The sequence below is a fragment of the Klebsiella planticola ATCC 33531 genome (genome assembly GCF_000735435.1).
GTDB classification, from domain to species: Bacteria; Pseudomonadota; Gammaproteobacteria; order Enterobacterales; family Enterobacteriaceae; genus Klebsiella; species Klebsiella planticola.
The window spans coordinates 69,087-94,461 of the sequence record NZ_JMPP01000019.1 but is presented as its reverse complement, the minus strand read 5'-3'; the positions used below and the strand labels follow the sequence as shown (position 1 = coordinate 94,461).

Annotated in this window: 27 protein-coding genes; 16 read left to right on the top strand and 11 right to left on the bottom strand. The window is 59.6% G+C overall.

The features are described from left to right. Positions 1–16 precede the first annotated feature (16 nt). The 9 genes from hycI to hycA form a co-directional block, all read right to left on the bottom strand. Entirely contained in the window at positions 17–472 is a 456-nt protein-coding gene (gene hycI / locus GRPL_RS16055) for a hydrogenase maturation peptidase HycI (protein ID WP_032698939.1), read from the bottom strand. Beyond that, positions 465–875: a formate hydrogenlyase maturation HycH family protein gene (locus tag GRPL_RS16060; RefSeq protein WP_032698936.1), complete on the bottom strand. Its 411-nt coding sequence runs from the start codon at positions 873–875 to the stop codon at positions 465–467. Before GRPL_RS16060 ends, hycI begins: the two co-directional genes overlap by 8 nt. Then, entirely contained in the window at positions 872–1,639 is a 768-nt protein-coding gene (locus GRPL_RS16065; protein WP_032690990.1) for an NADH-quinone oxidoreductase subunit B family protein, read from the bottom strand. The genes GRPL_RS16060 and GRPL_RS16065 overlap by 4 nt, the downstream gene beginning before the upstream one ends. Then, positions 1,639–2,181 (bottom strand): formate hydrogenlyase complex iron-sulfur subunit, encoded by a 543-nt coding sequence (locus GRPL_RS16070; RefSeq protein WP_004866880.1) that lies wholly within the window; start codon positions 2,179–2,181, stop codon positions 1,639–1,641. The genes GRPL_RS16065 and GRPL_RS16070 overlap by 1 nt, the downstream gene beginning before the upstream one ends. Before the next feature lie 9 nt (positions 2,182–2,190). Further along, positions 2,191–3,900 carry a formate hydrogenlyase subunit HycE gene (gene hycE / locus GRPL_RS16075; protein ID WP_032698934.1) on the bottom strand — a complete coding sequence of 570 codons (1,710 nt, stop codon included), beginning with the start codon at positions 3,898–3,900 and terminating at the stop codon, positions 2,191–2,193. A 16-nt stretch (positions 3,901–3,916) separates the two neighbouring features. Then, on the bottom strand, positions 3,917–4,840 hold the full coding sequence (locus tag GRPL_RS16080; RefSeq protein ID WP_032698932.1) for a respiratory chain complex I subunit 1 family protein: 924 nt from the start codon (positions 4,838–4,840) through the stop codon (positions 3,917–3,919). A gap of 2 nt (positions 4,841–4,842) precedes the next feature. Continuing rightward, positions 4,843–6,669, bottom strand: coding sequence for a formate hydrogenlyase subunit 3 (gene hycC / locus GRPL_RS16085; protein WP_032696775.1), 1,827 nt, complete (start codon positions 6,667–6,669; stop codon positions 4,843–4,845). Continuing rightward, entirely contained in the window at positions 6,666–7,274 is a 609-nt protein-coding gene (locus GRPL_RS16090) for a 4Fe-4S dicluster domain-containing protein (protein WP_004866887.1), read from the bottom strand. Before GRPL_RS16090 ends, hycC begins: the two co-directional genes overlap by 4 nt. Before the next feature lie 82 nt (positions 7,275–7,356). After that, positions 7,357–7,806, bottom strand: a complete 450-nt coding sequence (gene hycA, locus GRPL_RS16095; protein WP_032691080.1) for a formate hydrogenlyase regulator HycA — start codon at positions 7,804–7,806, stop codon at positions 7,357–7,359. A 211-nt stretch (positions 7,807–8,017) separates the two neighbouring features. Here hycA and hypA point away from each other — a divergent pair, with 211 nt between their 5' ends. From hypA to sitD, 11 genes are all read left to right on the top strand, one after another. Next, positions 8,018–8,419, top strand: coding sequence for a hydrogenase maturation nickel metallochaperone HypA (gene hypA / locus GRPL_RS16100; RefSeq protein WP_046853524.1), 402 nt, complete (start codon positions 8,018–8,020; stop codon positions 8,417–8,419). Between the two features lie 29 nt (positions 8,420–8,448). Further along, positions 8,449–9,321: a hydrogenase nickel incorporation protein HypB gene (gene hypB, locus GRPL_RS16105; protein WP_032698930.1), complete on the top strand. Its 873-nt coding sequence runs from the start codon at positions 8,449–8,451 to the stop codon at positions 9,319–9,321. Then, positions 9,312–9,584 (top strand): HypC/HybG/HupF family hydrogenase formation chaperone, encoded by a 273-nt coding sequence (locus tag GRPL_RS16110; protein WP_004866894.1) that lies wholly within the window; start codon positions 9,312–9,314, stop codon positions 9,582–9,584. Before hypB ends, GRPL_RS16110 begins: the two co-directional genes overlap by 10 nt. After that, the gene (gene hypD, locus GRPL_RS16115) at positions 9,584–10,705 is read left to right on the top strand and encodes a hydrogenase formation protein HypD (protein WP_032690985.1); all 1,122 of its coding nucleotides are present in this window, start codon (positions 9,584–9,586) and stop codon (positions 10,703–10,705) included. The genes GRPL_RS16110 and hypD overlap by 1 nt, the downstream gene beginning before the upstream one ends. Next, positions 10,702–11,712: a hydrogenase expression/formation protein HypE gene (gene hypE / locus GRPL_RS16120; RefSeq protein WP_032698928.1), complete on the top strand. Its 1,011-nt coding sequence runs from the start codon at positions 10,702–10,704 to the stop codon at positions 11,710–11,712. Before hypD ends, hypE begins: the two co-directional genes overlap by 4 nt. A 236-nt stretch (positions 11,713–11,948) precedes the next feature. Beyond that, positions 11,949–14,021 carry a formate hydrogenlyase transcriptional activator FlhA gene (gene flhA, locus GRPL_RS16125; protein ID WP_032698926.1) on the top strand — a complete coding sequence of 691 codons (2,073 nt, stop codon included), beginning with the start codon at positions 11,949–11,951 and terminating at the stop codon, positions 14,019–14,021. A gap of 38 nt (positions 14,022–14,059) precedes the next feature. Further along, positions 14,060–14,488, top strand: a complete 429-nt coding sequence (locus tag GRPL_RS16130; RefSeq protein WP_032698924.1) for a TOBE domain-containing protein — start codon at positions 14,060–14,062, stop codon at positions 14,486–14,488. A gap of 196 nt (positions 14,489–14,684) precedes the next feature. After that, a complete protein-coding gene (locus GRPL_RS16135) occupies positions 14,685–15,602 on the top strand; it encodes a metal ABC transporter substrate-binding protein (RefSeq protein ID WP_032690981.1) in 918 nt (305 codons plus the stop codon). Beyond that, positions 15,599–16,420: a manganese/iron ABC transporter ATP-binding protein gene (locus GRPL_RS16140; RefSeq protein ID WP_032698922.1), complete on the top strand. Its 822-nt coding sequence runs from the start codon at positions 15,599–15,601 to the stop codon at positions 16,418–16,420. The genes GRPL_RS16135 and GRPL_RS16140 overlap by 4 nt, the downstream gene beginning before the upstream one ends. After that, positions 16,417–17,268: an iron/manganese ABC transporter permease subunit SitC gene (gene sitC, locus GRPL_RS16145; protein ID WP_032690979.1), complete on the top strand. Its 852-nt coding sequence runs from the start codon at positions 16,417–16,419 to the stop codon at positions 17,266–17,268. The genes GRPL_RS16140 and sitC overlap by 4 nt, the downstream gene beginning before the upstream one ends. Beyond that, a complete protein-coding gene (gene sitD, locus GRPL_RS16150) occupies positions 17,259–18,116 on the top strand; it encodes an iron/manganese ABC transporter permease subunit SitD (protein ID WP_162180070.1) in 858 nt (285 codons plus the stop codon). Before sitC ends, sitD begins: the two co-directional genes overlap by 10 nt. 80 nt (positions 18,117–18,196) lie before the next feature. On the opposite strand, the gene GRPL_RS16155 is transcribed toward sitD, so the two are convergent. Next, positions 18,197–18,541: a nitrous oxide-stimulated promoter family protein gene (locus tag GRPL_RS16155; protein ID WP_032698920.1), complete on the bottom strand. Its 345-nt coding sequence runs from the start codon at positions 18,539–18,541 to the stop codon at positions 18,197–18,199. A 75-nt stretch (positions 18,542–18,616) separates the two neighbouring features. Continuing rightward, positions 18,617–18,910, bottom strand: coding sequence for an Rdx family protein (locus GRPL_RS16160; RefSeq protein ID WP_032698919.1), 294 nt, complete (start codon positions 18,908–18,910; stop codon positions 18,617–18,619). A gap of 217 nt (positions 18,911–19,127) precedes the next feature. On the opposite strand from GRPL_RS16160, the gene GRPL_RS16165 reads away from it, so the two are divergent. The 5 genes from GRPL_RS16165 to GRPL_RS16185 all read left to right on the top strand — a co-directional run bounded on the left by GRPL_RS16165 (position 19,128) and on the right by GRPL_RS16185 (position 25,304). Further along, the gene (locus GRPL_RS16165; RefSeq protein ID WP_032696770.1) at positions 19,128–21,497 is read left to right on the top strand and encodes a TonB-dependent receptor domain-containing protein; all 2,370 of its coding nucleotides are present in this window, start codon (positions 19,128–19,130) and stop codon (positions 21,495–21,497) included. 184 nt (positions 21,498–21,681) lie between these two features. Next, entirely contained in the window at positions 21,682–22,713 is a 1,032-nt protein-coding gene (locus tag GRPL_RS16170; protein ID WP_032698917.1) for a hemin-degrading factor, read from the top strand. Further along, positions 22,710–23,528: a heme/hemin ABC transporter substrate-binding protein gene (locus GRPL_RS16175; protein ID WP_032690975.1), complete on the top strand. Its 819-nt coding sequence runs from the start codon at positions 22,710–22,712 to the stop codon at positions 23,526–23,528. The genes GRPL_RS16170 and GRPL_RS16175 overlap by 4 nt, the downstream gene beginning before the upstream one ends. Further along, on the top strand, positions 23,528–24,523 hold the full coding sequence (locus GRPL_RS16180; protein WP_032690974.1) for a FecCD family ABC transporter permease: 996 nt from the start codon (positions 23,528–23,530) through the stop codon (positions 24,521–24,523). The genes GRPL_RS16175 and GRPL_RS16180 overlap by 1 nt, the downstream gene beginning before the upstream one ends. After that, on the top strand, positions 24,516–25,304 hold the full coding sequence (locus tag GRPL_RS16185) for a heme ABC transporter ATP-binding protein (RefSeq protein WP_032698915.1): 789 nt from the start codon (positions 24,516–24,518) through the stop codon (positions 25,302–25,304). The genes GRPL_RS16180 and GRPL_RS16185 overlap by 8 nt, the downstream gene beginning before the upstream one ends. Positions 25,305–25,375 lie beyond the last annotated feature (71 nt).

Genomic DNA, 25,375 nt, shown 5'->3' with positions numbered 1-25,375 from the left:
CGCCACCGGGCATGGCTCAGAGCGCGGAAAATCCGCCGTCGCCAGCCCACCCATCCAGCCGCGCATACACCGTCGCTACCGCATCCTTAATGGGCTGGGTCATCGGGTAATAAAAGCCGACGATATCCGGCTGAATCCCAAGAAAAATCACCTCCCCCACGTCCTCTTGCAACTGATCAATCAGATAGTTAAGCGGCATATTGTGGGTGGTCATCATAAACATTTCGGCAATATCGTCCGGGGCAACAAGGCGGATTTCTCCGGGGTTGAGTCCCATATCGGTGGCATCGACGATCAGCAGGCGCTCGGGACGCAGTTCGCGAATGGCGACGATGTCGTTTTCCGGGGCGCTGCCGCCATCAATCACCACCCATTCACCGACCGGGTTGGCGGCGCACATCTCCGCCAACAGCGGGCCTGCGCCATCATCGCCCATCATGCTGTTGCCAACACAAAGTAAAACGTCAGTCACGGAGTCTCCTCACCATCAGATAGATGGCGCTTTCCTGGTGAATATCGTGCAGCATGCTGAGCATCGTTTTGCTCCACGCCTGCTGTTCGGGGGTCTGCCGGACCTGCGCTTTATCGAAGGCGTTGGCGAGCATCGTGACATGATTGCTGTCGATCACTATCTCGCCGTACTTCGGCACGCCCTCCATTTTACGCCGCGCGGTGCTGCCCTCTTCGAGAGTGGCAATCCACGCCAGATATGCCTGCCACGGGCAGCTTAGCGCCGCCTCCAGGCAGTCGATGACGCCGAGGTGGTGGCCAATCGCCAGGCTGTAATAGACCACCTGCTGCGCCTGATCGGGCGTCGCGTCGTTCTCATCAATAAATTTACGGCTCAGCTGACTGAACACCACCGTCTCGCTCATCGGATACGCGCCCCCTCGACCACCTGGTTCAGATGGGTGACTATCTCGGTCAGACGCGGATCTTTTTCCGCCTCCAGCCAGCGCACCACCTGACTATCGCCCTGCGCCAGCAGGCGCATATAGTCATCGGCAATCTGGCGGCCATAGCGATAGCCCGCCAGGCGACGCGCTTCGCGGTCGATACGCACGCGCAGCGGCTGCACCATGCCGGGGTGGAGAATTTCCGCCGCTTTGTCATCCTGCTCGCCCGGTAGACGGGCATGAATTTTCTGTTCCAGCAGACCCAGCGCCATCGCAAAGCCGTATAGCGTGGCGGCAGGAGTCGGCGGACAGCCCGGAATATAGACGTCCACCGGGACAATTTTGTCGGTTCCGCCCCACACGCAGTAAAGGTCGTGGAAAATACCGCCGCTGTTGCCGCAGGCGCCGTAGGAGATGCAGATTTTCGGATCCGGCGCCGACTGCCAGGCACGCAGCGCCGGCGAACGCATGGCGCGAGTCACCGCGCCGGTAAACAGCAGAATATCGGCATGGCGCGGTGACGGCACCACTTTGATCCCGAAGCGTTCGGCATCAAACAGCGGTGACAGGGTGGCGAAAATCTCGATTTCGCAGCCGTTGCAGCCGCCGCAGTCCACGCGATAGACGTAGGCGGAACGCTTAATTTTCTTCAGCAGCGATGCCTTCATGCTGGCGATGGACTCCTCCACCGTCATCGGCAGCGGAATGCCGTTTTCATCGCGCGGGCCTAGTAAGTTGCTCATCAGCTGGCCTCTCTCATATGGCGAGTCAGTTCAATACGGTCGGACGGCACCAGGCACTTCTGGCGTTTACACTCCGGGCAGGTCTCGAAGCTTTCGCGATGCAGCTCGGCGCGGGTATCGCCGTTGTGCCCGAGCAGCGCAATGGCGTAGTCGATCTCTTTTTGTACGGCGAACGGGCGTTCGCACACCCGGCAATGGCAGATGGCAAAGCGCGACTGCTGGAGGAAATCCTCTTTCTTCCACACCGCCAGTTCATACTCCTGCGATAGCTTGATGGCCGCCGTCGGACACACCTCTTCGCAGCGGCCGCAGAAGATGCAGCGCCCGAGGTTGAACTGCCAGGCAAGCTCGCGCGTCACCAGGTCCGTTTCCACCGTCAGCGCGTTCGACGGGCAGGCGTTCACGCAGGCCGCGCAGCCGATACACTGCTGCGGCGTATGTTCCGGTTTGCCGCGAAAGTTTTTATCTACCGGCATCGGCTCCAGCGGATAAGCGTGCGTCGCGTTGCCGGTTTTGATCACTTTTTTGATAAAGGTAAACATGGCGATTCCTTATTTCAGCGGCGAGTTTTTACGCTCGATGCTGTAGCGCTCCAGCTCTTTGTACGGCACCACTTTGCTTTTTTTCTTCCGCACATCGACCACGGTCATGCGGTCGGTACAGGAGTAGCAAGGATCGAGGCTACCGATAATCAGCGGAGCGTCGGAGACGGTGTTGCCGCGCAGCATATAGCGCAGGGTCGGCCAGTTGGCGTAGGTAGCCGCCCGGCAGCGCCAGCGGTACAGTTTCTGGTTGTCGCCGGTCATGCTCCAGTGGATATCATCCCCGCGCGGCGCTTCCGAGAAGCCCAGCGCAAAACGGTGCGGGATATAGGTAAAGCCTTCCACCGCCAGCGGGCCGCCCGGCAGATTATCGAGGCCGAAGTCGATCATATTCAGCGCAGTGTAGACTTCGTTGATACGTACCTTCAGACGCGAAATCACGTCGCAGCCCTGTTCGCTGTGCACCTCCATCGGCAGCAGGCCGTAACCGACAAACGGGTGGTCGGCGCGGGTGTCGCGGGCGTGACCACTGGCGCGCACCATCGGGCCGACGTTGCTGAAATCACGGGCGATTTGCGGGTCGAGGCAGCCAATCCCCACGGTACGCTGCTCCATATTCGGCGTGCTGAGCAGCATATCGACCAGCTCCTGCACGTCGCGGCGCATCTGCTGCGCCAGCGCTCTTGTCTGGATCATGTCCTCTTTCAGCAGGTCGCGGCGGATGCCACCAATCAGGTTCATCCCGTAGGTTTTACGCGCCCCGGTGAGAATCTCCGCCATCTTCATTGACGTCTCACGCACGCGGAAGAACTGCATAAACCCGGAGTCAAAACCGGTGAAGTGGCAGGCGAGGCCGAGGTTCAGCAGGTGCGAGTGCAGGCGTTCCACTTCCAACAGGATGGCGCGGATCATCTGCGCACGTTCCGGGACGACGATCCCCATCGCATTCTCGACGGAGGTGGTATAGGCCGTACTGTGGGCAAAGCCGCAGATACCGCACACCCTGTCCGACAGGAAGGTCACTTCGTTATAACCCATGCGGGTTTCCGCCAGCTTTTCCATGCCCCGATGGACATAGAACAGGCGGTAATCGGCGTCGATAATATTCTCGCCGTCGACAAACAGGCGGAAATGGCCGGGTTCATCGGAGGTGACGTGCAGCGGGCCAATCGGCACCACGTTATTTTTCTTACTGCCCAGCTCGTTGATGAACTCGTAGGTTTCCGCATCGGTGGTCGGCGCCGGACGCTGACGATAATCCATGCTGTCTTTACGCAGCGGATAAAGTTCATCAGGCCAGTCGTCCGGCAGCACCAGCCGGCGCTCATCCGGCAGTCCCACCGGTATCAGACCGTACATATCGCGCACTTCGCGCTCGCCCCAGACGGCGGCAGGCACCCGCGGCGTCACCGACGGATATTCCGGCTTGTCGGCATCCACTTCGACGCGCACGGTGATCCAGCACCGGGTCCCCTGCTCCATCGACAGCACGTAATACACGGCATAGTGGCCGTTAAGCTTACGTTCGTCGTTACCGAACAGCACCGACAGCCAGCCGCCCTGCTGGTAGTAGAGAAACTCCACGACTTCCGGGAGATAGTTGACCTTCACCGTCACGGTGAGCTGATCTTTGGTCTGCCAGGCTTCGTCGAGCACCACGCCCGGGAAGGCCTGATGCAGCGCGGCGAGATAGTGTTGACCGATTTTTTCTTCAGACATGCTCAAACTCTCTTAATCACGCCGCCAGCAAGGAGACGAAAGCTAAAAACGCAAAGCCAAAACCGGCCCAGGTAACGCGGGAAGTGGCACAAAAACGCAGACGCGCCATGCTGTTTTCAAACAGCGCGATAACCAGCACGCCTACCACCAGCTTGACGATGGCAGCGACCAGCGCCAGCAGCAGGCCGCCGAGGCTAAAACTGGTCATCGCTCCCCACGGAATAAAGACGCCGACAAACATCTGCAGCACGACCAGCTGTTTGAGGCTGATGCCCCATTTCAGTACCGCAAAGCCGCTGCCGCTGTATTCGGTCAGCGGCCCTTCCTGCAGCTCCTGCTCCGCTTCCGCCAGGTCGAACGGCAGCTTGCCCATTTCGATAAAGGTGGCGAACGCGCAGGCGCACAGCGCCAGGACCAGCGGTACCGAGTGGGCTGCGGGCCAGTGATAAATGGTGGCGGCGATCCGGCTGATGTGCGTGGAGCCGGCAACCTGCGCCGCAACCCATAGGCCCAGCAGCAGAATCGGCTCCACCAGCACGCCGAGCATCGCTTCGCGGCTGGCGCCGATCGCGGTAAACGGGCTACCGGTATCCAGACCGGCAATCGCAAAGAAGAAACGGGCAATCGCGAACAGGTAGATCAGCGTAATCAGATCGCCCAGTCCCGCCAGCGGCGACGAGACGGTCACCACCGGCAGCGCGCTGGCAATGGTCAACATCACGCCGACCATCACGAAGGGGGTCAGGCGAAAGACCCAGCCGGAAACATCCGGCCCGACGCTCTGGCGGCCCAGCAGCTTGAAGATATCCCGGTACTCCTGCAGCACGCCCGGACCGCGGCGATTATGCAAGCGAGCGCGGGCTACGCGGGTGATGCCGGACAGCAGGGGCGCGGCGGCAAACAGCAGCAGCGCCTGTAATAGTGCAATTAAAACGCTCATTCTCAGGCTCCTCGCGAAATGACAATGACCACCAGCGCCGCCAGCTCGACTAACGCCACGCCGCGGAACAGCGCGGGCGCCGAGGCGGACTGCCAGCCGGGAACCAGACGTACCGGATTCAGCCAGTGACGCAATTTCAGCAGCGGCGCGAAGGCCTCTTTAACCGGCATGGCAAAACCATGAGCGGTGATGACCATCGATTTTTCATGGTCGTAGCCGCAGACCCATGCCGCACCGCGGGAGCGCGCAGGCAGACGGTCGCCTTTAAAGAAGATCATCAGCAGGAACGGCAGCAGCGGACAGGCCAGCAGCAGAATGGCGATCAGCGGCTGCGACACCACGCTTGAGACCTGCGCCTGAACCGGTAGTACCCCGCCGACCAGCGTCAACAGCCACGGCGCGGCGACCCCGCCCGCCACGCAGCAGAGCGCGGCGAGTACCACGCTGACCGTCATCAGCAGCGGGGCGCGGGTGGCGTTCTCCGCTTCCGGAGTCCGCGGTGCGCCGAGGAAGGTCACGCCGTACACTTTCGCCATACACATCACCGCCAGCGCGCCGGTAATCGCCAGGCCAACGGCAAGCAGCGGCCCAAGCAGACGGCCGATAAAGGCGTCGCTGGTGCTCAGTTTGAAGAAGGACTGGTAGATAACCCACTCGCCGGCAAAGCCGTTCAGCGGCGGCAGCGCAGCCATCGCCATCAGGCCGACCAACATAGAGAGCGAAATCAGCGGCATTCTTTTGCCCATCCCGCCCAGTTTTTCGATATCGCGGTGGCCGGTACGGAACCACACGGCGCCGGCGCCAAGGAACAGCGTCGTTTTGAACACACTGTGGTTGATCAGGTGGTACATGCCGCCGATGAAACCCAGCACCATCAGGCTACTGCTGTTGAGCGCCAGACCGGTGACGAAGGCGCCAAGCCCCAGCAAAATAATGCCGATATTTTCGAGGGTGTGATAAGCCAGCAGACGCTGAATATTGTGCTCCATCAGGGCATACAGTCCGCCGATAAACGCGGTTATCATCCCCACGACCAGCAGCAACACGCCCCACCACAGCGGCGGCGCGCTCCCGGCAAGCGAGACCGTTAAGATGCCAAACAGACCGACTTTCATCACCACTGTGGAGAACAGCGCGGCGGCCGGCGCGCTGGCCCCGGCGTGCGCCTGCGGCGCCCAGCCGTGCAGCGGGATAACGCCCGCCAGCAGCGCGAAACCGACGAGCGCCGGCAGCCACAGCAGCATATTTTGCGGGGCATGGGCGGCGAGCAGGCTAATCTGCCCCAGGTCGAGGGTGCCGTAGAACGACCACACCAGCCAGCAGCTCCACGCCATCAGCAGCGTTCCCAGACGTCCCAACGCAAACCACAGCTTTGCGGATTGCGCGCAGCCGGTCAGAAATGCCCCGCACAGGGCCATCATCTCCGCCATCACCACCAGCGTGCCGAAGTTGGTTGCCACCACGGCACAAGTTGCCGAAGCCAGCAGCAGATTGACCAACAGACCGTTGGCTTTCACCTGCGAATGACGGTGCCAGACGATATTAAACAGGGCGATGGGCAGTGCGCTGAGGCCAATGGCGAGCAGCCATAGCGCATTGATGCCGTTCACCCGAACCGGTAAAGAGAGCATCTGCAGCATGCCGTCGCTCACCTGCACAGGGGTTATCAGCGTCGCGAGAGCGGCGACGATCAGCATCGCGCTGGCCACCGCGCCGCCGATCCCGGCAATCGCACCGCTTAACGGTTTTCTCAGGGTAAAGATAAATGCCAGCACGCCGCTGGCGGCATACCACAGCACCGCCTGATTCACTAAAGAGATCACGCTCATTTCACGCCCTCCTGTTGCGACTGAAACAGCGACAAATCGCCGAGGTCGGTATTAAAGGTCAGCTCACGCTTGCGCTTGCTGGCCTGGGCGATATCGCGGATATCCACCAGCAGCAGCGCTTTCGTCGGACAGGTACGCACGCAGGCGGGTCCCTGCTCATCGAAATGGCACAGGTCGCATTTCACGGCGATAGCGCGCACGCCGGGCACCCAGTCGAGCAGCGAACTGACGCGGGCTGGCGCCGGCGGCGCAGCGGGCGCCATAGGGGTATTGGCGTTGGCCGGAATATCCAGCGGACGACTGCCGGAAAATTCAATCGCCCCGAACGGGCAGGCAATGGCGCACAGCTTACAGCTTACGCACAGGCTTTCATTCAGCTGAACCGCGCCATCGACGCGATTGATCGCATTAACCGGACACACCGCGGCGCAGGGGGCGTCTTCGCAGTGGTGGCACATTTGCGGCGCCGATTCTTTTTCATTACGCATGACCTGTAGTCGCGGCATGGCCTGCAGGCCGTACTGGCGATGCGTCTCTGAGCAGGCGGCTTCGCAGGTGCGGCAGCCGATACAGACGGTGGAGTCAGCAATTACAAAACGGTTCACCGGGCAATCCTCGGGTGAAAGTCATTTTTGACGAAATCAGGGAGTTCAGATGTCATTTTCGACACGTGTCGACACCTTACGATTAATGGGCCAGCGCCAGATGGCTTAAATCCACCGGCTGGTCGTGTTCCATGGCGTCATACAGACGGTCATAGACGCTGGCAATAATGGCCAGGTAATGTTCCAGCACCTGTTCGCGCGAACGGTTGCTGATCCGGCCGTCAACGGTACCGTCGGATGCCAGCGTTGCCTGAGCAATCAATCGCTTATCATCACCATTGCGCGTTTCGACGTAGTACTCGATGGTGTGGTTGTTGAACCCTTCCGCCAGCGCGACATACACCTGAAAATGTTCAAACAGGACGAAGCACAGCTCTTTGTCCGGCGCGCAGCTCATCGCATGATGCAAACGCGCTTTTGACAGGGTGATGCCCTGAACCAGCGAATTGCAGTACTGGCGCCACTGATCCTGATAGCGGCGGTGACGGTCGGCGATGTAGTCCGCCTTTTCACTAATTTCCCAAATAGTCATCTCGGTCTCCCCGGTTGCATGAGATGCACCGTACAAGCATTTTCCATGCCAAATTTTAATTTATTGATATTTAATGATTTTAATAAAAATACGGCGTGGTGCTGACATGTCGATGACATCCGTCAGCTGTCGTCATCGACAGTTGTTCCGACAGTAGCGATGACCTGGCATCGTTATTGCATATATGGCCCATCGCGATACGGAGGCGACCATGCACGAAATCACTCTTAGCCAGCGGGCGCTGGAAATTATTGAACAGCAGGCGCAGCAGGCCGGCGCGCGTCGGGTTACCGGCGTGTGGCTGAAGGTCGGCGCATTTTCCTGCGTGGAAGCCAGCGCATTGACCTTCTGTTTTGAGCTGGTGTGCCGCGGCACGCTGGCGGAAGGCTGCGAACTGCATATTGCCGAACAACAGGCCGAATGCTGGTGCGAATCCTGCCAGCAGTACGTGCAACTCATCTCGCAGCACGTGCGGCGCTGTCCGCAGTGCCACAGCGACACGCTGCAGATTGTGGCGGACGACGGCCTACAGATTCAGCGAATAGAAGTGATCCCCGTTAATTCGGATTATCTCGCGGCGGCCAGCGAGCCAGCCGGCAAAGAGACAACGTGAGGATAACGGGACAGACCAGGAGTAAAACTATGTGTACAACTTGCGGCTGTGGGGAAGGCAACCTTTATATCGAAGGTGATGAGCATAACCCCCACTCGGCGTTTCGCAGCGCCCCCTTCGCGCCAGCCCCGCGCCAGACCATGACGATTACCGGCGTCAAAAGCGATAGCTTCTCCCCCACCCGTTCAGAGAGCGGCGACCTGCACTACGGCCACGGCGAAGCGGGTACCCATGCACCGGGTCAAAGCCAGCGCCGGATGCTGGAAGTCGAAATCGACGTGCTGGATAAAAACAATCGTCTGGCGGCCCGCAACCGCGCGCGCTTTGCCGCACGCGGCCAGCTGGTGCTGAACCTGGTCTCCAGCCCGGGCTCCGGCAAAACCACGTTGCTCAGTGAAACCTTGCTGCGTCTGAAAGGAAAAATCGCCTGCGCGGTCATCGAAGGCGACCAGCAGACGGTCAATGATGCGGCACGCATTCGCGCTACCGGCACGCCGGCCATTCAGGTCAATACCGGAAAGGGCTGCCACCTTGATGCGCAGATGATTGCCGATGCCGCCCCACGTCTGCCGTTGGCGGATAAGGGTATGCTGTTTATTGAAAACGTCGGCAACCTGGTATGCCCGGCGAGCTTCGACCTCGGCGAACGTCACAAGGTGGCGGTGCTGTCGGTCACCGAAGGCGAAGATAAGCCGCTGAAGTATCCGCATATGTTCGCCGCCGCCAGCCTGATGCTGCTGAATAAAATCGACCTGCTGCCGTACCTCAACTTTGATGTAGAGAAGTGCCTCGCCTGCGCGCGGGAGGTCAATCCCCATATTGAAATCATTATGCTGTCCGCCACCAGCGGCGAAGGCATGGATAAGTGGCTCAGCTGGCTGGAGGCACAGACATGTGCATAGGCATTCCGGGGCAAATCTGCGCCATTGACGGTAACCTGGCGAAGGTCGAAGTGTGCGGCATCCAACGCGAAGTCGATCTGACGCTGGTAGGAAGCGTTGATGAACAGGGGCAGCCGCGACTCGGCCAGTGGGTTCTGGTCCACGTGGGCTTCGCCATGAGCATTATTAATGAAGCGGAAGCCCGCGATACCCTTGAGGCGCTGCAAAATATGTTTGAAGTCGAGCCTGACGTGGGCGCGCTGCTGTACGGCGAGGAGCGATAATGCGTTTTGTTGATGAATATCGCGCGCCGGAGCAGGTGATGCAGCTGGTTGAACATCTTCAGGCGCGCGCGCATCTGCTGCCTCATACCGCCGGGCATCCGCTGCGTATTATGGAAGTGTGCGGCGGCCATACGCACGCCATCTTTAAATTCGGTCTCGACCAGCTGCTGCCGGAGAATATCGAATTTATTCACGGCCCCGGCTGCCCGGTCTGCGTCCTGCCGATGGGGCGCATCGACACCTGTATCGATATCGCCAGCCGCCCGGGGGTGATGTTCTGCACCTTCGGCGATGCCATGCGCGTCCCCGGTAAAAACGGCTCCCTGCTGCAGGCGAAATCTCGCGGCGCCGATGTGCGTATCGTCTATTCACCGATGGATGCGCTGAAGCTGGCGCAGCAGAACCCGCAGCGGGAGGTGGTCTTCTTTGGCCTCGGTTTTGAAACCACCATGCCCGCTACCGCGCTGACGCTGCGTCAGGCTCGCGAGCGCAACGTGGATAACTTCTTCTTTTTTTGCCAGCACATCACCCTGCTCCCGACCCTGCGCAGTCTGCTCGACCAGCCTGATAACAGCATCGATGCCTTTCTTGCCCCGGGTCATGTCAGTATGGTCATCGGTACCGAAGCCTACGGATTTATCGCCAGCGACTACCGGCGTCCTTTAGTGGTGGCTGGTTTCGAACCTCTTGATCTACTGCAAGGCGCGGTGATGCTGGTTGAGCAGACAATAGCGCAGTGCAGCCAGGTCGAAAATCAGTACCGCCGCGTGGTGCCTGATGAAGGCAACCCGCTGGCGCAAGCGGCGATTGCCGACGTTTTCTGCCTGTCCGGCGATAGCGAATGGCGCGGGCTGGGGGTCATCAACAATTCCGGCGTAGGCCTGACGCCCGCCTATCGGCGCTTTGACGCTGAAGCCCATTTTCAGCCGGCGCCGCAGCGCGTCTGCGACGATCCGCGCGCCCGCTGTGGCGATGTGCTGACCGGCCGCTGTAAGCCGCATCAGTGTCCGCTGTTCGGGCAAGTGTGTAACCCGCAAAGCGCGTTTGGCGCGCTGATGGTCTCATCAGAAGGCGCATGCGCCGCCTGGTATCAATATCGCAGTCAGGAAAATGAAGCATGAAAAGCGTCCAGTTAGCTCACGGTAGCGGGGGTCAGGCGATGCAGCAGCTGATCGCCTCCCTGTTTATGCAGGCGTTCGCCAACCCGTGGCTGGCAGAGCAAGAAGATCAGGCGCGTCTCGATCTGGCGCAGCTTACCGCTCAGGGCGATCGTCTCGCCTTTTCCACCGACAGCTACGTTATCGATCCGCTGTTTTTCCCCGGCGGGGACATCGGCAAGCTGGCAGTATGCGGCACCGCCAACGACGTGGCGGTCAGCGGTGCCCTGCCGCGCTATCTCTCCTGCGGATTTATTCTCGAAGAGGGGCTGGAGATGGCTACCCTGGAACGGGTGGTCAGCAGCATGGCCCGTACCGCGCAGGCCGCTGAGATTGCCATCGTCACCGGCGATACCAAAGTCGTCCCGCGCGGCGCGGCGGATAAACTGTTTATCAATACCGCCGGGATCGGCGCCATTCCGGCGGATATTCGCTGGGGGGCACAACAGATCGCTCCCGGCGACGTCCTGCTGGTCAGCGGCACGCTGGGCGACCACGGCGCCACCATTCTCAACCTCCGCGAACAGCTGGGTCTGGACGGCGCGCTGGCCAGCGACTGTGCGGTGCTGACGCCGCTTATTCAGACGCTGCGCGCTGTTCCCGGCATCAAAGCGCTACGCGATGCGACCCGCGGCGGAGTGAACGCGGTGGCTCATGAGTTCGCCGCCGCCAGCGGCTGCGGCATTGAGCTACATGAACAGAAGCTGCCGGTGAACGAGACCGTACGCGGGGTGTGCGAACTGTTAGGCCTGGAGGCGCTAAACTTCGCCAATGAAGGCAAGCTGGTGATAGCCGTCGCCCGGGAAGCGGCGGAGGCCGCGCTGGCGCAGCTGCAAAGCCACCCGCTTGGCCGCCACGCCGCGATTATCGGCGACGTGGTTGAGCGTACCGGCGTGCGCACGATCGGCCTGTATGGCGTGAAGCGGACGCTGGACCTTCCCCATGCCGAGCCGCTGCCGCGAATTTGTTAACGGAAAACGGCTCCCCGGATTGCGGCTAACGCCTTATCCGGGCTACCGGCTACGCACGGACCTGTAGCCCGGCTAAACGCAGCGCGAGCCGGGAAAAGCCAGCATCATTATCCGGCCCAAATCCGCGGGCGACCTCGGATGGGTTGGCGGCGGCAACAACCGCTTTATTAACATACTATTATTTGTGTCACCACTTTCTTACGTGCCGCTTTGCGGGTGCGTTTTGGACTTCAGTAATGTCGTATACACCATTGGGCGATTTCGGGCAGCAAGGGCTGTTCGATATCACCCGTATTTTATTACAGCAGCCTGACCTGGCGGCGCTGAGTGAAACGCTAACCCGTCTGGTTCAGCAATCCGCGCTGGCGGATCGTGCGGCGATTATTCTGTGGAACGCCGGGAACCATCGTGCGGCAAGGTACGGTTGTGACGAAGCGGGTCTGCCGGTCAGCTATGAAGATGAGACCGTACTGGCACACGGGCCGGTGCGTCGCCTGCTGTCGCGTCCCGATGCGCTGCACTGTGACAAGGCGACCTTTGTCGAGGCCTGGCCTCAGCTGGCCAGTAGCGGACTCTATCCACCGTTTGGCTATTACGGCCTGCTGCCGCTGGCGGCGGAAGGCCGCATCTTTGGCGGCTGCGAGTTTATCCGCGACGACGCCCGACCGTGGACCGAGAAAGAGTTCCAGCGGCTGCATACCTTTACCCAGCTGGTTGCGGTGGTGACCGAGCAGATCCAGAGCCGGGTCAGCAACAACGTCGATTACGATCTGTTGTGCCACGAGCGCGACAACTTTCGCATTCTGGTTGCTATCACCAACGCCGTGCTCTCCCGGCTGGATATCGATGAGCTGGTTAGCGAAGTCGCCAAAGAGATTCACCACTATTTCCGTATCGACGCTATCAGCGTGGTGCTACGCAGCAACCGCAAAGGCAAACTGAATATCTACTCGACCCATTATCTCGACGCCAGCCATCCGGTTCACGATCAGAGCGAGGTGAATGAAGCCGGTACGCTGACCGAACGAGTGTTCAAAAGCAAAGAGATGCTGCTGCTCAATTTACACGAGCACGACTCGCTGGCCCCGTACGAGAAAATGCTTTTTGAGATGTGGGGCAACCAGATTCAGACGCTGTGCCTGCTGCCGCTGATGTCTGGCAATACGCTGCTGGGCGTGCTGAAACTGGCGCAGTGCGATGAGAAGGTGTTCACCACCACCAACCTCAAGCTGCTGCGACAAATTGCCGAACGGGTGTCGATCGCCGTCGATAATGCCCTCGCCTATCGCGAAATTCAGCGGCTTAAGGAGCGGCTGGTGGATGAAAATCTGGCGCTCACCGAACAGCTGAATAATGTCGAGAGCGAGTTTGGCGAAATCATCGGCCGCAGCGAAGCGATGCACAGCGTACTCAAGCAGGTCGAAATGGTGGCGCAGAGCGACAGCACCGTGCTGATCCTCGGCGAAACCGGCACCGGCAAAGAGCTGATTGCCCGCGCCATTCATAATCTCAGCGGCCGCAACGCGCGGCGAATGGTCAAGATGAACTGTGCCGCGATGCCCGCCGGGCTGCTGGAAAGCGATCTCTTCGGCCATGAGCGCGGCGCGTTTACCGGCGCCAGCGCTCAGCGCATCGGCCGTTTCGAACTGGCGGATAAAAGCTCATTATTTCTCGATGAAGTGGGCGACATGCCGCTGGAGCTGCAGCCGAAGCTGCTGCGGGTTCTGCAGGAACAGGAGTTTGAACGTCTCGGCAGCAACAAGCTGATCCGCACCGATGTCCGGCTGATCGCCGCCACCAACCGCGATCTCAGGCAGATGGTCGTCGATCGCGAATTCCGCAGCGATCTCTACTATCGTCTGAACGTCTTTCCGATCCATCTGCCGCCGCTGCGCGAGCGTCCGGACGATATCCCGCTGCTGGTCAAGGCGTTTACCTTTAAAATCGCCCGCCGCCTCGGGCGTAACATCGACAGCATTCCGGCAGAAACCCTGCGTACGCTGAGCCACATGGAGTGGCCGGGTAACGTTCGTGAGCTGGAAAACGTGATTGAACGCGCGGTGCTGTTAACCCGCGGCAGCGTGCTGCAGCTGTCGCTGCCGGAGATGAATATCGAGGCGGAGACGATGACGGCCGAAGTGCTGCCGCAAGAGGGCGAGGATGAATATCAGCTGATCGTCCGCGTATTGAAAGAGAGCAACGGCGTGGTTGCCGGGCCGAAAGGAGCGGCGCAGCGGCTGGGATTAAAGCGTACAACGCTGCTTTCCCGCATGAAACGCCTGGGCATTAACAAAGATGAGCTAGTATAAGTCCTGTACTCACTTAATCAGCCACACAAGGAGATTTTATGGCGGTATCAGCACGTAACCAGTTGACCGGCACGGTCAGCGCAGTTGCCGCCGGCGCGGCCAACGATGAAGTGGAATTGACCCTCGCCGGCGGCGCAAAACTGGTGGCGATCGTCACCCACAGCAGCAAGGAGGCGCTGGGTCTGGTTGCCGGTAAAGAAGCCATCGCGCTGATTAAAGCGCCGTGGGTCACCCTGGCCACAGAGGATTGCGGCCTGAAGTTCTCCGCGCGCAATCAGTTTGCCGGGAGCGTCACCCGCATCACTGAAGGGGCGGTCAACGCGACGGTGCACATCAAAACCGACGCGGGCTTCGCTATCATCGCCGTCGTCACCAATGAAAGTCAGGAAGAGATGAAGCTGGTCGAGGGCAGCCGCGTGATTGCGCTGATCAAAGCCTCGGCCATTCTCCTCGCCATCCGCGCGTAATCCGCACTCCAACGCCGCTTCACACGAAACGGCGTTCTTTGAAACGTCTTGCCATTTTCCCCGCGACAGCCGGTTTGTACGGTTTTCCTCTCAGCATTTAAATAATAATCATTTTCATTTATAAATAGCCTGTGCTATATAACATAGCAATGGCTATAACAGATGATTAATTAACCACAATGATGTGAGGGATCCTATGCTGCACCTGCCGCCTCTGAAGCACCTGATCTTTACCGCTCTGCTCGGCCTGTTGGCGATCGCCCCGGCTCAGGCCAGCGAAAAATTCAAAGTGATCACCACCTTTACGGTGATTGCCGATATGGCGCAAAACGTCGCCGGAGAGGCGGCCCAGGTCAGCTCGATTACCAAACCCGGCGCCGAGATCCACGAATACCAGCCGACGCCCGGCGATATTAAACGCGCCCAGGGGGCACAGCTGATCCTCACCAACGGTCTGAACCTGGAACTGTGGTTCGCCCGCTTTTATCAGCACCTGAAAGGGGTCCCGGAAGTGGTCGTCAGCGAGGGGATTCAGCCAATGGGGATCAGCGAAGGTCCCTATAACGGTAAGCCCAACCCCCATGCGTGGATGTCGGCGGATAACGCGCTGATCTACGTCGATAACATCCGTGATGCGCTGAGCAAATACGACCCTGCGAATGCGCAGACCTATCGTCAGAATGCCGCCATCTATAAAGAGAAAATCCGCCAGACTATGGCGCCGCTGAAGGCGGAGCTGGCGAAACTGCCGGTAGAGAAGCGTTGGCTGGTGACCAGCGAAGGCGCGTTCTCCTATCTGGCCCGCGACAACGGGCTGAAAGAGCGCTACCTGTGGCCAATCAATGCCGACCAGCAGGGCACGCCGCAGCAGGTGCGTAAAACCATCGACACCATGAAGAAAGAGCATATCCCGACCATCTTCAGCGAAAGCACTATTTCAGATAAACCGGCGCGCCAGGTGGCGCGGGAAGCCGGCGCCCATTATGGCGGCGTGCTTTATGTTGACTCCCTGAGCGCCGCCGATGGCCCGGTTCCCACCTACCTGGATCTGCTGCGCGTTACGACGCAAACCATCGTCCAGGGCATCAACGATGGGATGAGGAAACAGCCATGACCGCCGATCTGCCTGGCCTCTCGGTCAACCGGGTCAGCGTAACCTATCGCAACGGCCACACCGCGCTGCGCGATGCCACCTTCAGCGTACCACGCGGCTCCATTGCCGCGCTGGTGGGCATCAATGGTTCGGGAAAATCGACGCTGTTTAAAGCGCTGATGGGCTTTGTTCGTCTGTCCCATGGCGAGATTGCCATACTTGGCCAGCCGGTTCATCGCGCGCTGCGCCAGAACCTGGTGGCCTATGTCCCGCAATCAGAGGACGTTGACTGGACCTTCCCGGTACTGGTGGAGGATGTCGTCATGATGGGCCGCTACGGACATATGGGCTGGCTGCGACGGGCCAAAGCCTATGACCGGGAAGTGGTTGATGCGGCGCTGGCCCGCGTCGGGATGAGCGACTATCGCCACCGGCAAATCGGCGAGCTGTCCGGCGGACAGAAAAAACGGGTGTTCCTTGCCCGCGCCATCGCTCAGCAGGGCAAGGTCATTCTGCTGGATGAGCCGTTTACCGGCGTTGACGTCCAGACCGAAACCCAGATCATCACCCTGCTGCGCGAGCTGCGCGACGACGGCTGTACCCTGCTGGTTTCGACCCACAATCTCGGTTCGGTCAGCGAGTTTTGCGATTACACGGTGATGGTCAAAGGCACCGTGTTGGCCAGCGGACCGACGGAAACAACCTTTACCGCTGCCAACCTCGAACTCGCTTTCAGCGGCGCGCTGCGCCACGTGGTGCTCAGCGGCGGAGAAGAGCAGATTATCACCGACGATGAACGGCCGTTTATCAGCCGTCGGACGACGGGAGGAGAAGGATGAACTGGCTAATCGAGCCGTTCGGCTATCAGTATATGCTGAATGCGATGTGGGTATCGGCGCTGGTGGGCGGCGTGTGCGCCTTTCTCTCCTGCTACCTGATGCTAAAAGGCTGGTCGCTGATTGGCGATGCCCTCTCCCACTCCATCGTACCGGGCGTGGCGGGAGCGTATATGCTCGGCCTGCCCTTCGCCGTCGGCGCTTTTCTCTCCGGAGGACTGGCGGCGGGCAGCATGCTGTTTCTCAACCAGCGTTCGAAGCTCAAAGAGGATGCCATTATCGGTCTGATTTTTTCGTCGTTCTTCGGTATCGGGCTGTTTATGGTGTCGCTCAACCCAACCTCGGTAAATATCCAGACCATTATTCTCGGCAATATCCTGGCGATCGCCCCGGAAGATATTATTCAGCTGGCGGCCATCGGCTCGATTTCAATGGTGATTCTGCTGCTGAAATGGAAAGACCTGATGGTGACCTTTTTCGATGAGAGCCACGCCCGATCCATTGGCCTGAACACCACCGGGCTCAAGCTGCTGTTCTTCACGCTGCTGGCCGCCTGTACCGTGGCGGCATTGCAAACCGTGGGCGCCTTCCTGGTCATTTGCCTGGTAGTCACTCCGGGAGCGACCGCCTGGCTGCTGACCGACCGCTTTCCACGCCTGCTGGCGATTGCCGTCGCTATTGGCAGCCTGACCAGTTTTTTCGGCGCCTGGCTGAGCTACTATCTGGATGGCGCAACCGGCGGCATTATCGTCGTGGCCCAGACCTTGCTCTTTCTGGTGACCTTTGTCTTTGCTCCCAAACACGGCCTGCTGGCCAACCGCCGTCGCGCCAGGGAGGGATCATGCTGCTGACCACGCTTCTCGAACCGTTCCAGTTTTCGTTTATGGTCAACGCCATGCTGGTGGCAGCCATCGTCGCCATTCCCTGCGCGCTACTGTCGGTTTTTCTGGTGCTGAAAGGCTGGGCGTTGATGGGGGATGCCATGAGCCATGCGGTCTTTCCCGGCGTGGTGGTGGCCTATATTGTCGGGATCCCGTTCGCCATTGGCGCCTTTGTTGCCGGACTATTCTGCGCCATCGCGACCGGCTATCTCGACGATAACAGTCGCATCAAGCGCGATACCATTATGGGCATTGTCTTTTCCGGGATGTTTGGCGCCGGGCTGGTGCTGTATGTCGCTATTCAGTCCGAAGTCCATCTCGACCATATTCTGTTTGGCGATATGTTGGGGATTTCCGCCAGCGATATTGGGCAAACGTCGACGATTGCCCTGGTGATTGCGCTGATTATCGGGCTAAAGTGGCGCGACTTTCTGCTACACGCCTTCGATCCGCATCAGGCTAAAGCCAGCGGATTACGCTGCGGCCTGCTGCACTACGGACTGCTGTGCATGATTGCCCTGACCATCGTGGCGACGCTCAAAGCGGTGGGGATTATTTTGTCAATCTCGCTGCTGATTGCTCCCGGGGCCATTGCTCTGCTGCTGACCCGGCGTTTTATCAGTGCGCTGCTGCTGGCGGTGGCGATTGCCGTAAGCTGTTCGCTGGGCGGCGTGTGGCTATCGTTTTACCTTGACAGTGCCCCGGCGCCGACCATCGTGGTGTTGTTTACCGCGCTGTTTATTATCACCTTTGTCTGGACGTCGGTTCGCGACAATCAAACCCAGGCGACGTCCGCAGAGACCCCGGGTAGCGGCTGACGCCTTACCCGGGCGACCGTACCGACAGACCGCACGCATTGTCGCCCGGCTAAGCGCTGCGCAAGCCGGGAAAGCCACCGCTACTTTTTAGGCCGGTATTTTTCCGGAAGCTCCGGCACGGGACGCCGGTCATCAATCAGGTGGCGAATCGTCAGAATCGGGTGACGCCAGAGCATTCGCGGCCCCGCCCAGCGCATGATCTGCTTCATTTCTTCGCGTTTTGCCGGCTGGTAGCAGTGGACCGGGCACTGCTTACAGGCCGGCTTCTCTTCGCCAAACACGCATTTATCCAGCCGCTTATCGGCATAGGCGTTCAGCGCCTGGTAATGCTCCACGTCAGCCTGCGCGTCCGGGCAGCGGCGCTGATAGAGCGAAATCATGCTGCGGATAGTCTTTTTTTCCCGGTTGATGCGTTGACCCGCCATTGCGCTTCCCCATTAATAAAGATGCAAAAATAATACACCTTTATGACCTCTGGCGCAGCCGTTTTCCCCTCTTGCTTACACCGGATCGGCAGACTTATCGAGGTGGCCCAGCGACTTCTCGGGGAAACAGACATCCCGTACCCGGCGCTTGAGTTCAGCCGCATCCGGGAAACCCTCATCCTGCTTGCGGTCCCAGATTTGTACGTCGTCGACGGTAATGGTGAAGATGCCGCCGGTGCCCGGGACCAGCGTGACCGAGCCGATATCGGTACTGAACGTATGCAGCAGCTCCTGAGCCATCCAGCTGGCGCGCAGCATCCAGTTGCATTGAGAGCAGTAGTTGATCGTAATCGCGGCTTTGTGACTCATGACTTTCTCGCTGTATCTAAAAGGGCTGATTGTAAACAAATTGCAGATTAAATGGGGAATACATGATTATTTTGTTGCAAACGATAATACCTATCATTACCATTCGCAATCAATAATCATGGAGAAACAGAGTCCGCTAACGGAAGCAACGGGACTCACCTGCAAATCTGGAAGTAACGCGTGAGCCGATACTAATAATTATCAAGGCGTGGCTACTATGTACAAATCCACTCAATCACCGGCCTGGTTTAAGAAAAGCCTGCTGGTGACTTCGTTGCTTGCAGCAATCTATCAGACGACCGCCGGGGCAGCTGATACCACCGCACACACCACCACCAGCGACACCTCATCGGATAGCTCCGAGCAGATGACCGTCACCGCACCCGCTCCCCTGCTCAAAGCCGGCAGCGAACATTCGGTCAGCGCGCAGGAGCTACAGGACAAAGGGGCCAAAGATTTTGGTTCCGTCATGCGTTACGAACCGCTGATCGGCGCGACCGGCGCTAGCGGCGGCTCGGGTAATGGTAAAAGCGGCTTCGACCGCGGCGGCTATACCGGTTATAACATTCGCGGGCTGGAAAGCAACCGCGTCGGGATTGATGTCGACGGCATCGCGCAGCCGGATGCGACCGGGCGCGGCTACGTCGGCCGTGCCGGCCTGAATACGTTTGGCATCGGTCGCGATTATATCGACCCGTATATGTACGGCAGCATCGATATTCAGTCCGGTGCCACCTCGACTGAAACCGCCAACACCTCTATCGGCGGCAACGTCTCCTTCCAGCCGAAATCTGCCGATGATTATCTGCGCCCGGGAAAAACCAGCGCCTTCGGCTACCGGAGCGGCTACGACTCTGCCGACCGCAGCTGGCATAACGGCGTGACGGTGGCCGGCGGAGATGAAACCCTACGCGGCATTTTCGTCTACAGCCGCCGCGACGGCCAGGAAACCCAAAATAACAGCGATAAGATTGACGCCTATCCGGCCAACTGGCACTCCGATGCCTTTATGGCCTCCGGCATCTGGCAGCCAAATGATGAACACAAGCTGACCAGCACGCTCGACTACTACCATAAAACCAACCACACCCACTTTGACAGCTGGGATAGCAGCGGCAACAGCATCATTGGCGATGCCAACCAGACCAGCCAGACTCGTCGCTGGGGCATCAGTTTGAAAGACGACTGGACGCCAATGAATGACTATCTCGACAGTATGTCGACCAAAGTCTACTACCAGCACACCGAGGCCCATGACTGGACCTGGATGCCGGACAGCACCACCGGATCGATGGAAACGGTCAACTCTGACTACGATACCGACACCTGGGGTATTCAGACCGCGCTGGCGAAATCCATTGGTCGCCACGACCTGAGCGCCGGGCTCAACGCCAGCACCACCAAAACCCAGCGCCCGTTCAGCCAGTCGCCGGTCCCGAGTATCTACAGCGAGATCATGCAGCCGGAAGCCGACAGCCGGGGCTACACCCTTGGCGGCTTCGTTCAGGATAAGATCAACTTCGATCTCGACAGCCACAACTTTGCGGTGATCCCGGGCGTGCGCGTGGTGCATCAATCCACCAAACCGGAGAATCTCGGCGATCTGACCACCAACAGCAGCGTGCTGACGGAGTCCTCCGTCGCCAGCCTGTACGGTAAAAACTCCGATACTCAGGTGCTGCCGTCCCTGACCTTCCAGTACGATATCACTCCGCGTACCATGACCTACCTGCAGTATAAACGCGGCGCCGAGTTCCCCAACGCCAGCCAGCTGTACGGCTCCTGGAACCTCGGCTCCAGCTACGCCGGACGAGCGCAGTATGCGCTGATTGGTAACACCGATCTGAACACGGAAACCAGCGACAATTTCGAATGGGGCTTAAAAGGCGAAGTGGTCGAAGGGATCACGATGCGTACCGCCCTGTTCTACAACAGCTATAAGAACTTCATCGCCTATAGCCGCTACACCCGTTCCGGCAATCCGGACCACTTCACCAACGTCCCGTCGAATATCTATACGATTTATCAGGCGGAAAACCGCGATAAAGCCTATATCTACGGCGGCGAAATCAGCGCCAAATTCAACTTTGGCACCTGGTTTGAAGAGGTTAACGGCCTGAGCGCGACGCTGGCCTACGGCTATAGTGAAGGGAAATCGAAATCCAGCTATCTCGGCGACAAATACATCGACCTCGACAGCGTGGCGCCGATGAAGGCTATCGTCGGCGTAGCCTGGGACGATCCGGCGAAACGCTACGGGACCGCGTTGACCGCCACCTTCGTGAAAGGTAAGCAGGCCAGCGCCACCAACCGCGAAAGCTATACCAACACGGGTTCCGCCATTACCGACTCCTCCAGCGAATACATGCGCGTGCCTGGCTACGGCATGCTGGACCTGACGGCCTGGTGGCAGGTGGCGAAAAACGTGCGTATTAACGGCGGCGTTTACAACATTACCGATCGACAATACTGGGATTACCTGAGCAGCCGCAATATTGAGACGTCGACGAATCAGGACGCCTACGATAAAGCGCTGGCGACAATGCCGGGCCGGACCTGGCAACTGGGCGTCAACGTCGATTTCTGATAGCCCGGAGAATAATAAACCCCATGGATTTCAGCATACCGACCGGCAGCAGCAGCGTGGGTCGCGATACGCAGACTCAGGCCGGCAGTGCAACGTCCCGTTCGCAACATGCTGAAAGACAGCGGGGATGAACCTGCTCCCCGGCCACGGCCGGGGATATTCATCGTAGAGAAGGATGTGAATCATGCAACACAACGCAAACGAACTGTGGCAGCGCTATCAGGCTGCCAAAGCGCAGGCTTCCGTTAAATATGCCCGTGATATCGCCGCTGAAATGGGCATTAGCGAAGCGGAATTAACCGCCGCTCGCGTTGGCCACGATGCCGTTCGCCTGCAGGACGACATGCGGGCAATCATCGCTGGACTGGAAAGCGTCGGCGAGACCAAATGCATCTGCCGTAATGAATATGCGGTGCATGAGCAGGTGGGCCAGTTTACCCACCAGCACCTTAGCGGCCATGCCGGGCTGGTGCTGAACCCGCGCGCACTCGATCTGCGCCTGTTCCTCAGCCAGTGGGCCTGCGCCTTCCACCTGAGTGATAACGGCCGCCAGAGTATTCAGTTCTTCGACCATCACGGCGACGCGCTGTTGAAAGTCTATGCGACGGCTCAAACCGATATGACGGCGTGGGAAGCGCTGATTGCGGGGCAGACCCATGCCGCCCCGACACCGTTGGCTATCCGCCCCGTTGATGCCCCCCGCTATGCCGCTTCCGCCGACGGCGCGGCGCTGGAAAATGAATGGCGCGCCATGACCGACGTCCATCAGTTCTTCGGGCTGTTGCGAAAATATAACCTCTCTCGCCAGCAGGCTTTCCGTCTGGTCAGCGATGACCTGGCCTGCCGCATTGACCACGATGCCCTGCCGCACCTGCTGGAAACCATTCGCGAAGAGGGCAACGAGATCATGATTTTTGTTGGCAACCGCGGCTGCGTGCAAATCTTTACCGGCACCCTGGAAAAGCTGGCCCCGATGCGCGGCTGGCTCAACATCTTCAATACCACCTTCACCCTGCACCTGCGCGAAGACAGTGTTGATGAAGTCTGGGTAACGCGTAAGCCGACCTCGGATGGCCACGTCACCAGCGTGGAGCTGTTTGCCCATGACGGTACGCAAATCGCCCAGCTATACGGCCAGCGTAGCGAAGGCCATCCGGAGCAGGCGACATGGCGTAGCCAGGTTGACCGTCTGACGACGGAAGGACAGAGCGCATGAAACGCTGGCTGATGTTATTTGCCGCTCTTCCCCTGTTTGCGCATGCCGCCGCAGAACGCATCATCTCTCTGGGCGGCGATGTCACAGAAATCGTCTATGCCCTGGATGCACAGCAGCAGTTGGTCGCTAAGGACAGTACCAGCACCTGGCCTGCCGCCGCGCGATCGCTGCCGGACGTCGGCTATATACGCCAGCTGAACGCCGAGGGGATCCTGTCGTTACGCCCGACAATCGTCCTGGCGAGCGCGCAGGCCCAGCCTTCGCTGGTCCTGCAAAAGGTAGAGGACAGTCGGGTAAGAGTGGTTAATATCCCGGGCGGTAACGATCTGTCGGCGATTGATAAAAAAATCGTCGCGGTTGCCGACGCGCTGGGTAAGCAGGCTGAAGGTGACGCCCTGCGCCACACCGTTGCCGCACAGATAGCGCAGATCCCCACGCAACCGGTCGGCAAACGGGTGCTGTTTATTCTCAGCCACGGCGGAATGAACACGATGGTCGCCGGGCAAAAGACCGCTGCCGATGGTGCTATTCAGGCCGCCGGGCTGCAGAACGCGATGCAGGGATTCGACCATTATCGCAGCATGTCTCAGGAAGGCGTGATCGCCAGCCTGCCGGACCTGGTGGTGATCTCCGCCGACGGGCTTAAAGGTATGGGCGGTGAAGCCGGCTTATGGAAACTGCCGGGGCTGGCGCAAACGCCTGCCGGTCGCCATAAACAGGTGCTGGTGATTGACGATATGGCCCTGCTCGGCTTTGGACCGCGGACGCCGCAGGCGGTCAGCGAGCTGAGGAAAAAAGCGGAGCAGCTCCCCTGATGCGCTCCACTCTCTCTCGCCATCTGTGGTTAATGACGCTGCTGCTGGTGAGCCTGACGCTGTTCGCGACTACCCTCGGCGCAATGCCTCTGCCGCTCGCCAGTCTGTGGCCGCCGGGGGATGAGGTGCTGCGCCATATCTGGCTCACCATTCGTCTGCCGCGCGTCCTGCTGGCGCTGCTGGTCGGCGCCGCGCTGGCGCTCTCCGGCTGCGTCATGCAAGGGCTGTTCCGCAACCCATTAGCCGATCCCGGCCTGCTGGGGGTCAGTAGCGGTGCAGCGCTGGCGGTGGCCTGCTGGCTGGTTCTGCCGCTGTCCGTTCCGGCGCTGGTGGCGCTGTATGCTCCCATGCTGGCGGCGTTTATCGGCAGTATCGCAGTCATGGTGGTCATTTTTATCCTCAGCCAGGCGAATGAGGGTTCGCTATCGCGCCTGCTGCTGGTCGGGATCGCCATCAACGCGCTGTGCGGCGCGCTGGTGGGGGTGCTGGCCTGGATAAGTAACGACACCCAGCTGCGCCAGCTGTCGCTGTGGGGGATGGGCAGCCTCGGCCAGGCGGAGTGGTCCACGCTGCTGGTCGCGGCCACCTTAATCTTTCCTGCTTCGCTGATCATCTGGCTAATGGCTTCCCGCCTCAACCTGCTACAGCTTGGCGATGAAGAAGCCCACTACCTGGGGATTAACGTCCGGGCCGTGCAGCGTCTGCTGCTACTGTGCAGCGCGCTGCTGGTGGCCTCTTCGGTGGCAATCAGCGGCGTGATTGGCTTTATTGGCCTTGTGGTACCGCACCTGATACGAATGTGGCTGGGGCCGGACCACCGCGCGCTGGTGCCAGGATCGCTGCTGGCCGGGGCGATCTTACTGCTGCTGGCCGATACCCTTGCCCGCACCGTCGCCGCACCAGCCGAAATGCCGGTGGGTCTGCTGACCAGCATGCTCGGCGCACCGTGGTTTTTGTGGTTAATTTTCCGCCAGCAAAGGACGACATATGGATAATCGTGATAGCACCTGGCGCGCCACGTCACTCTCTCTGCTGCTGGGCAAACGCCGGATCATCGATGATGTGTCGGTCCGGCTGTCCGGTGGAGAGATGACCGCGCTGATTGGCCCAAACGGCGCCGGTAAATCAACGCTGCTGCGGCTGTTGACCGGTTTCTTATCCCCAAACGACGGCGAACGTCATGTAGAAGGACGTTCGCTGGAACACTGGTCGTCGGAAGCGCTCTCTCGCCGCCGGGCGGTGATGTTGCAACGTACGCAGCTCCATGCCGACTGGCCGGTGGAAACGGTCATCGCCATGGGACGCTCGCCATGGGGTAAAAATCCGGACCCACAGATGATTCAGCAGGTGATGGTGGAAACCGGTTGCGACCACCTGGCGGGCAGGCGCTATCCTTCGCTTTCCGGCGGCGAACAGCAGCGGGTGCAGTTGGCCCGTTGCCTCGCTCAGCTGTGGCATGACGACGCTCCACGGGGCTGGCTGTTTCTCGACGAACCGACCTCGGCGCTGGATCTTTACTATCAACAGCATCTGCTGCGTCTGCTAAAACGGCTGACCCGCAGCGGCCAGCTGCACGTCTGCGTCGTACTGCACGACCTCAATCTCGCCGCGCTTTGGGCAGACCGCATTCTGCTCCTCCATCAGGGAAAGCTGGTGGCCGAGGGAACCCCGCAGGAGGTCATTCGCCAGTCGGTTATCAGCCGCTGGTACGGGGCTGAAGTGCGAATGGCTGAGCATCCCGATATTGCCGTCCCGCAGGTATATCTGGCGCCGTGAGTTGATGACACTATTGTGCCTGTTTTCTGCCGGGCGGCGGCGAACGCCTGGCCCGGCCGACAAAAAACGGT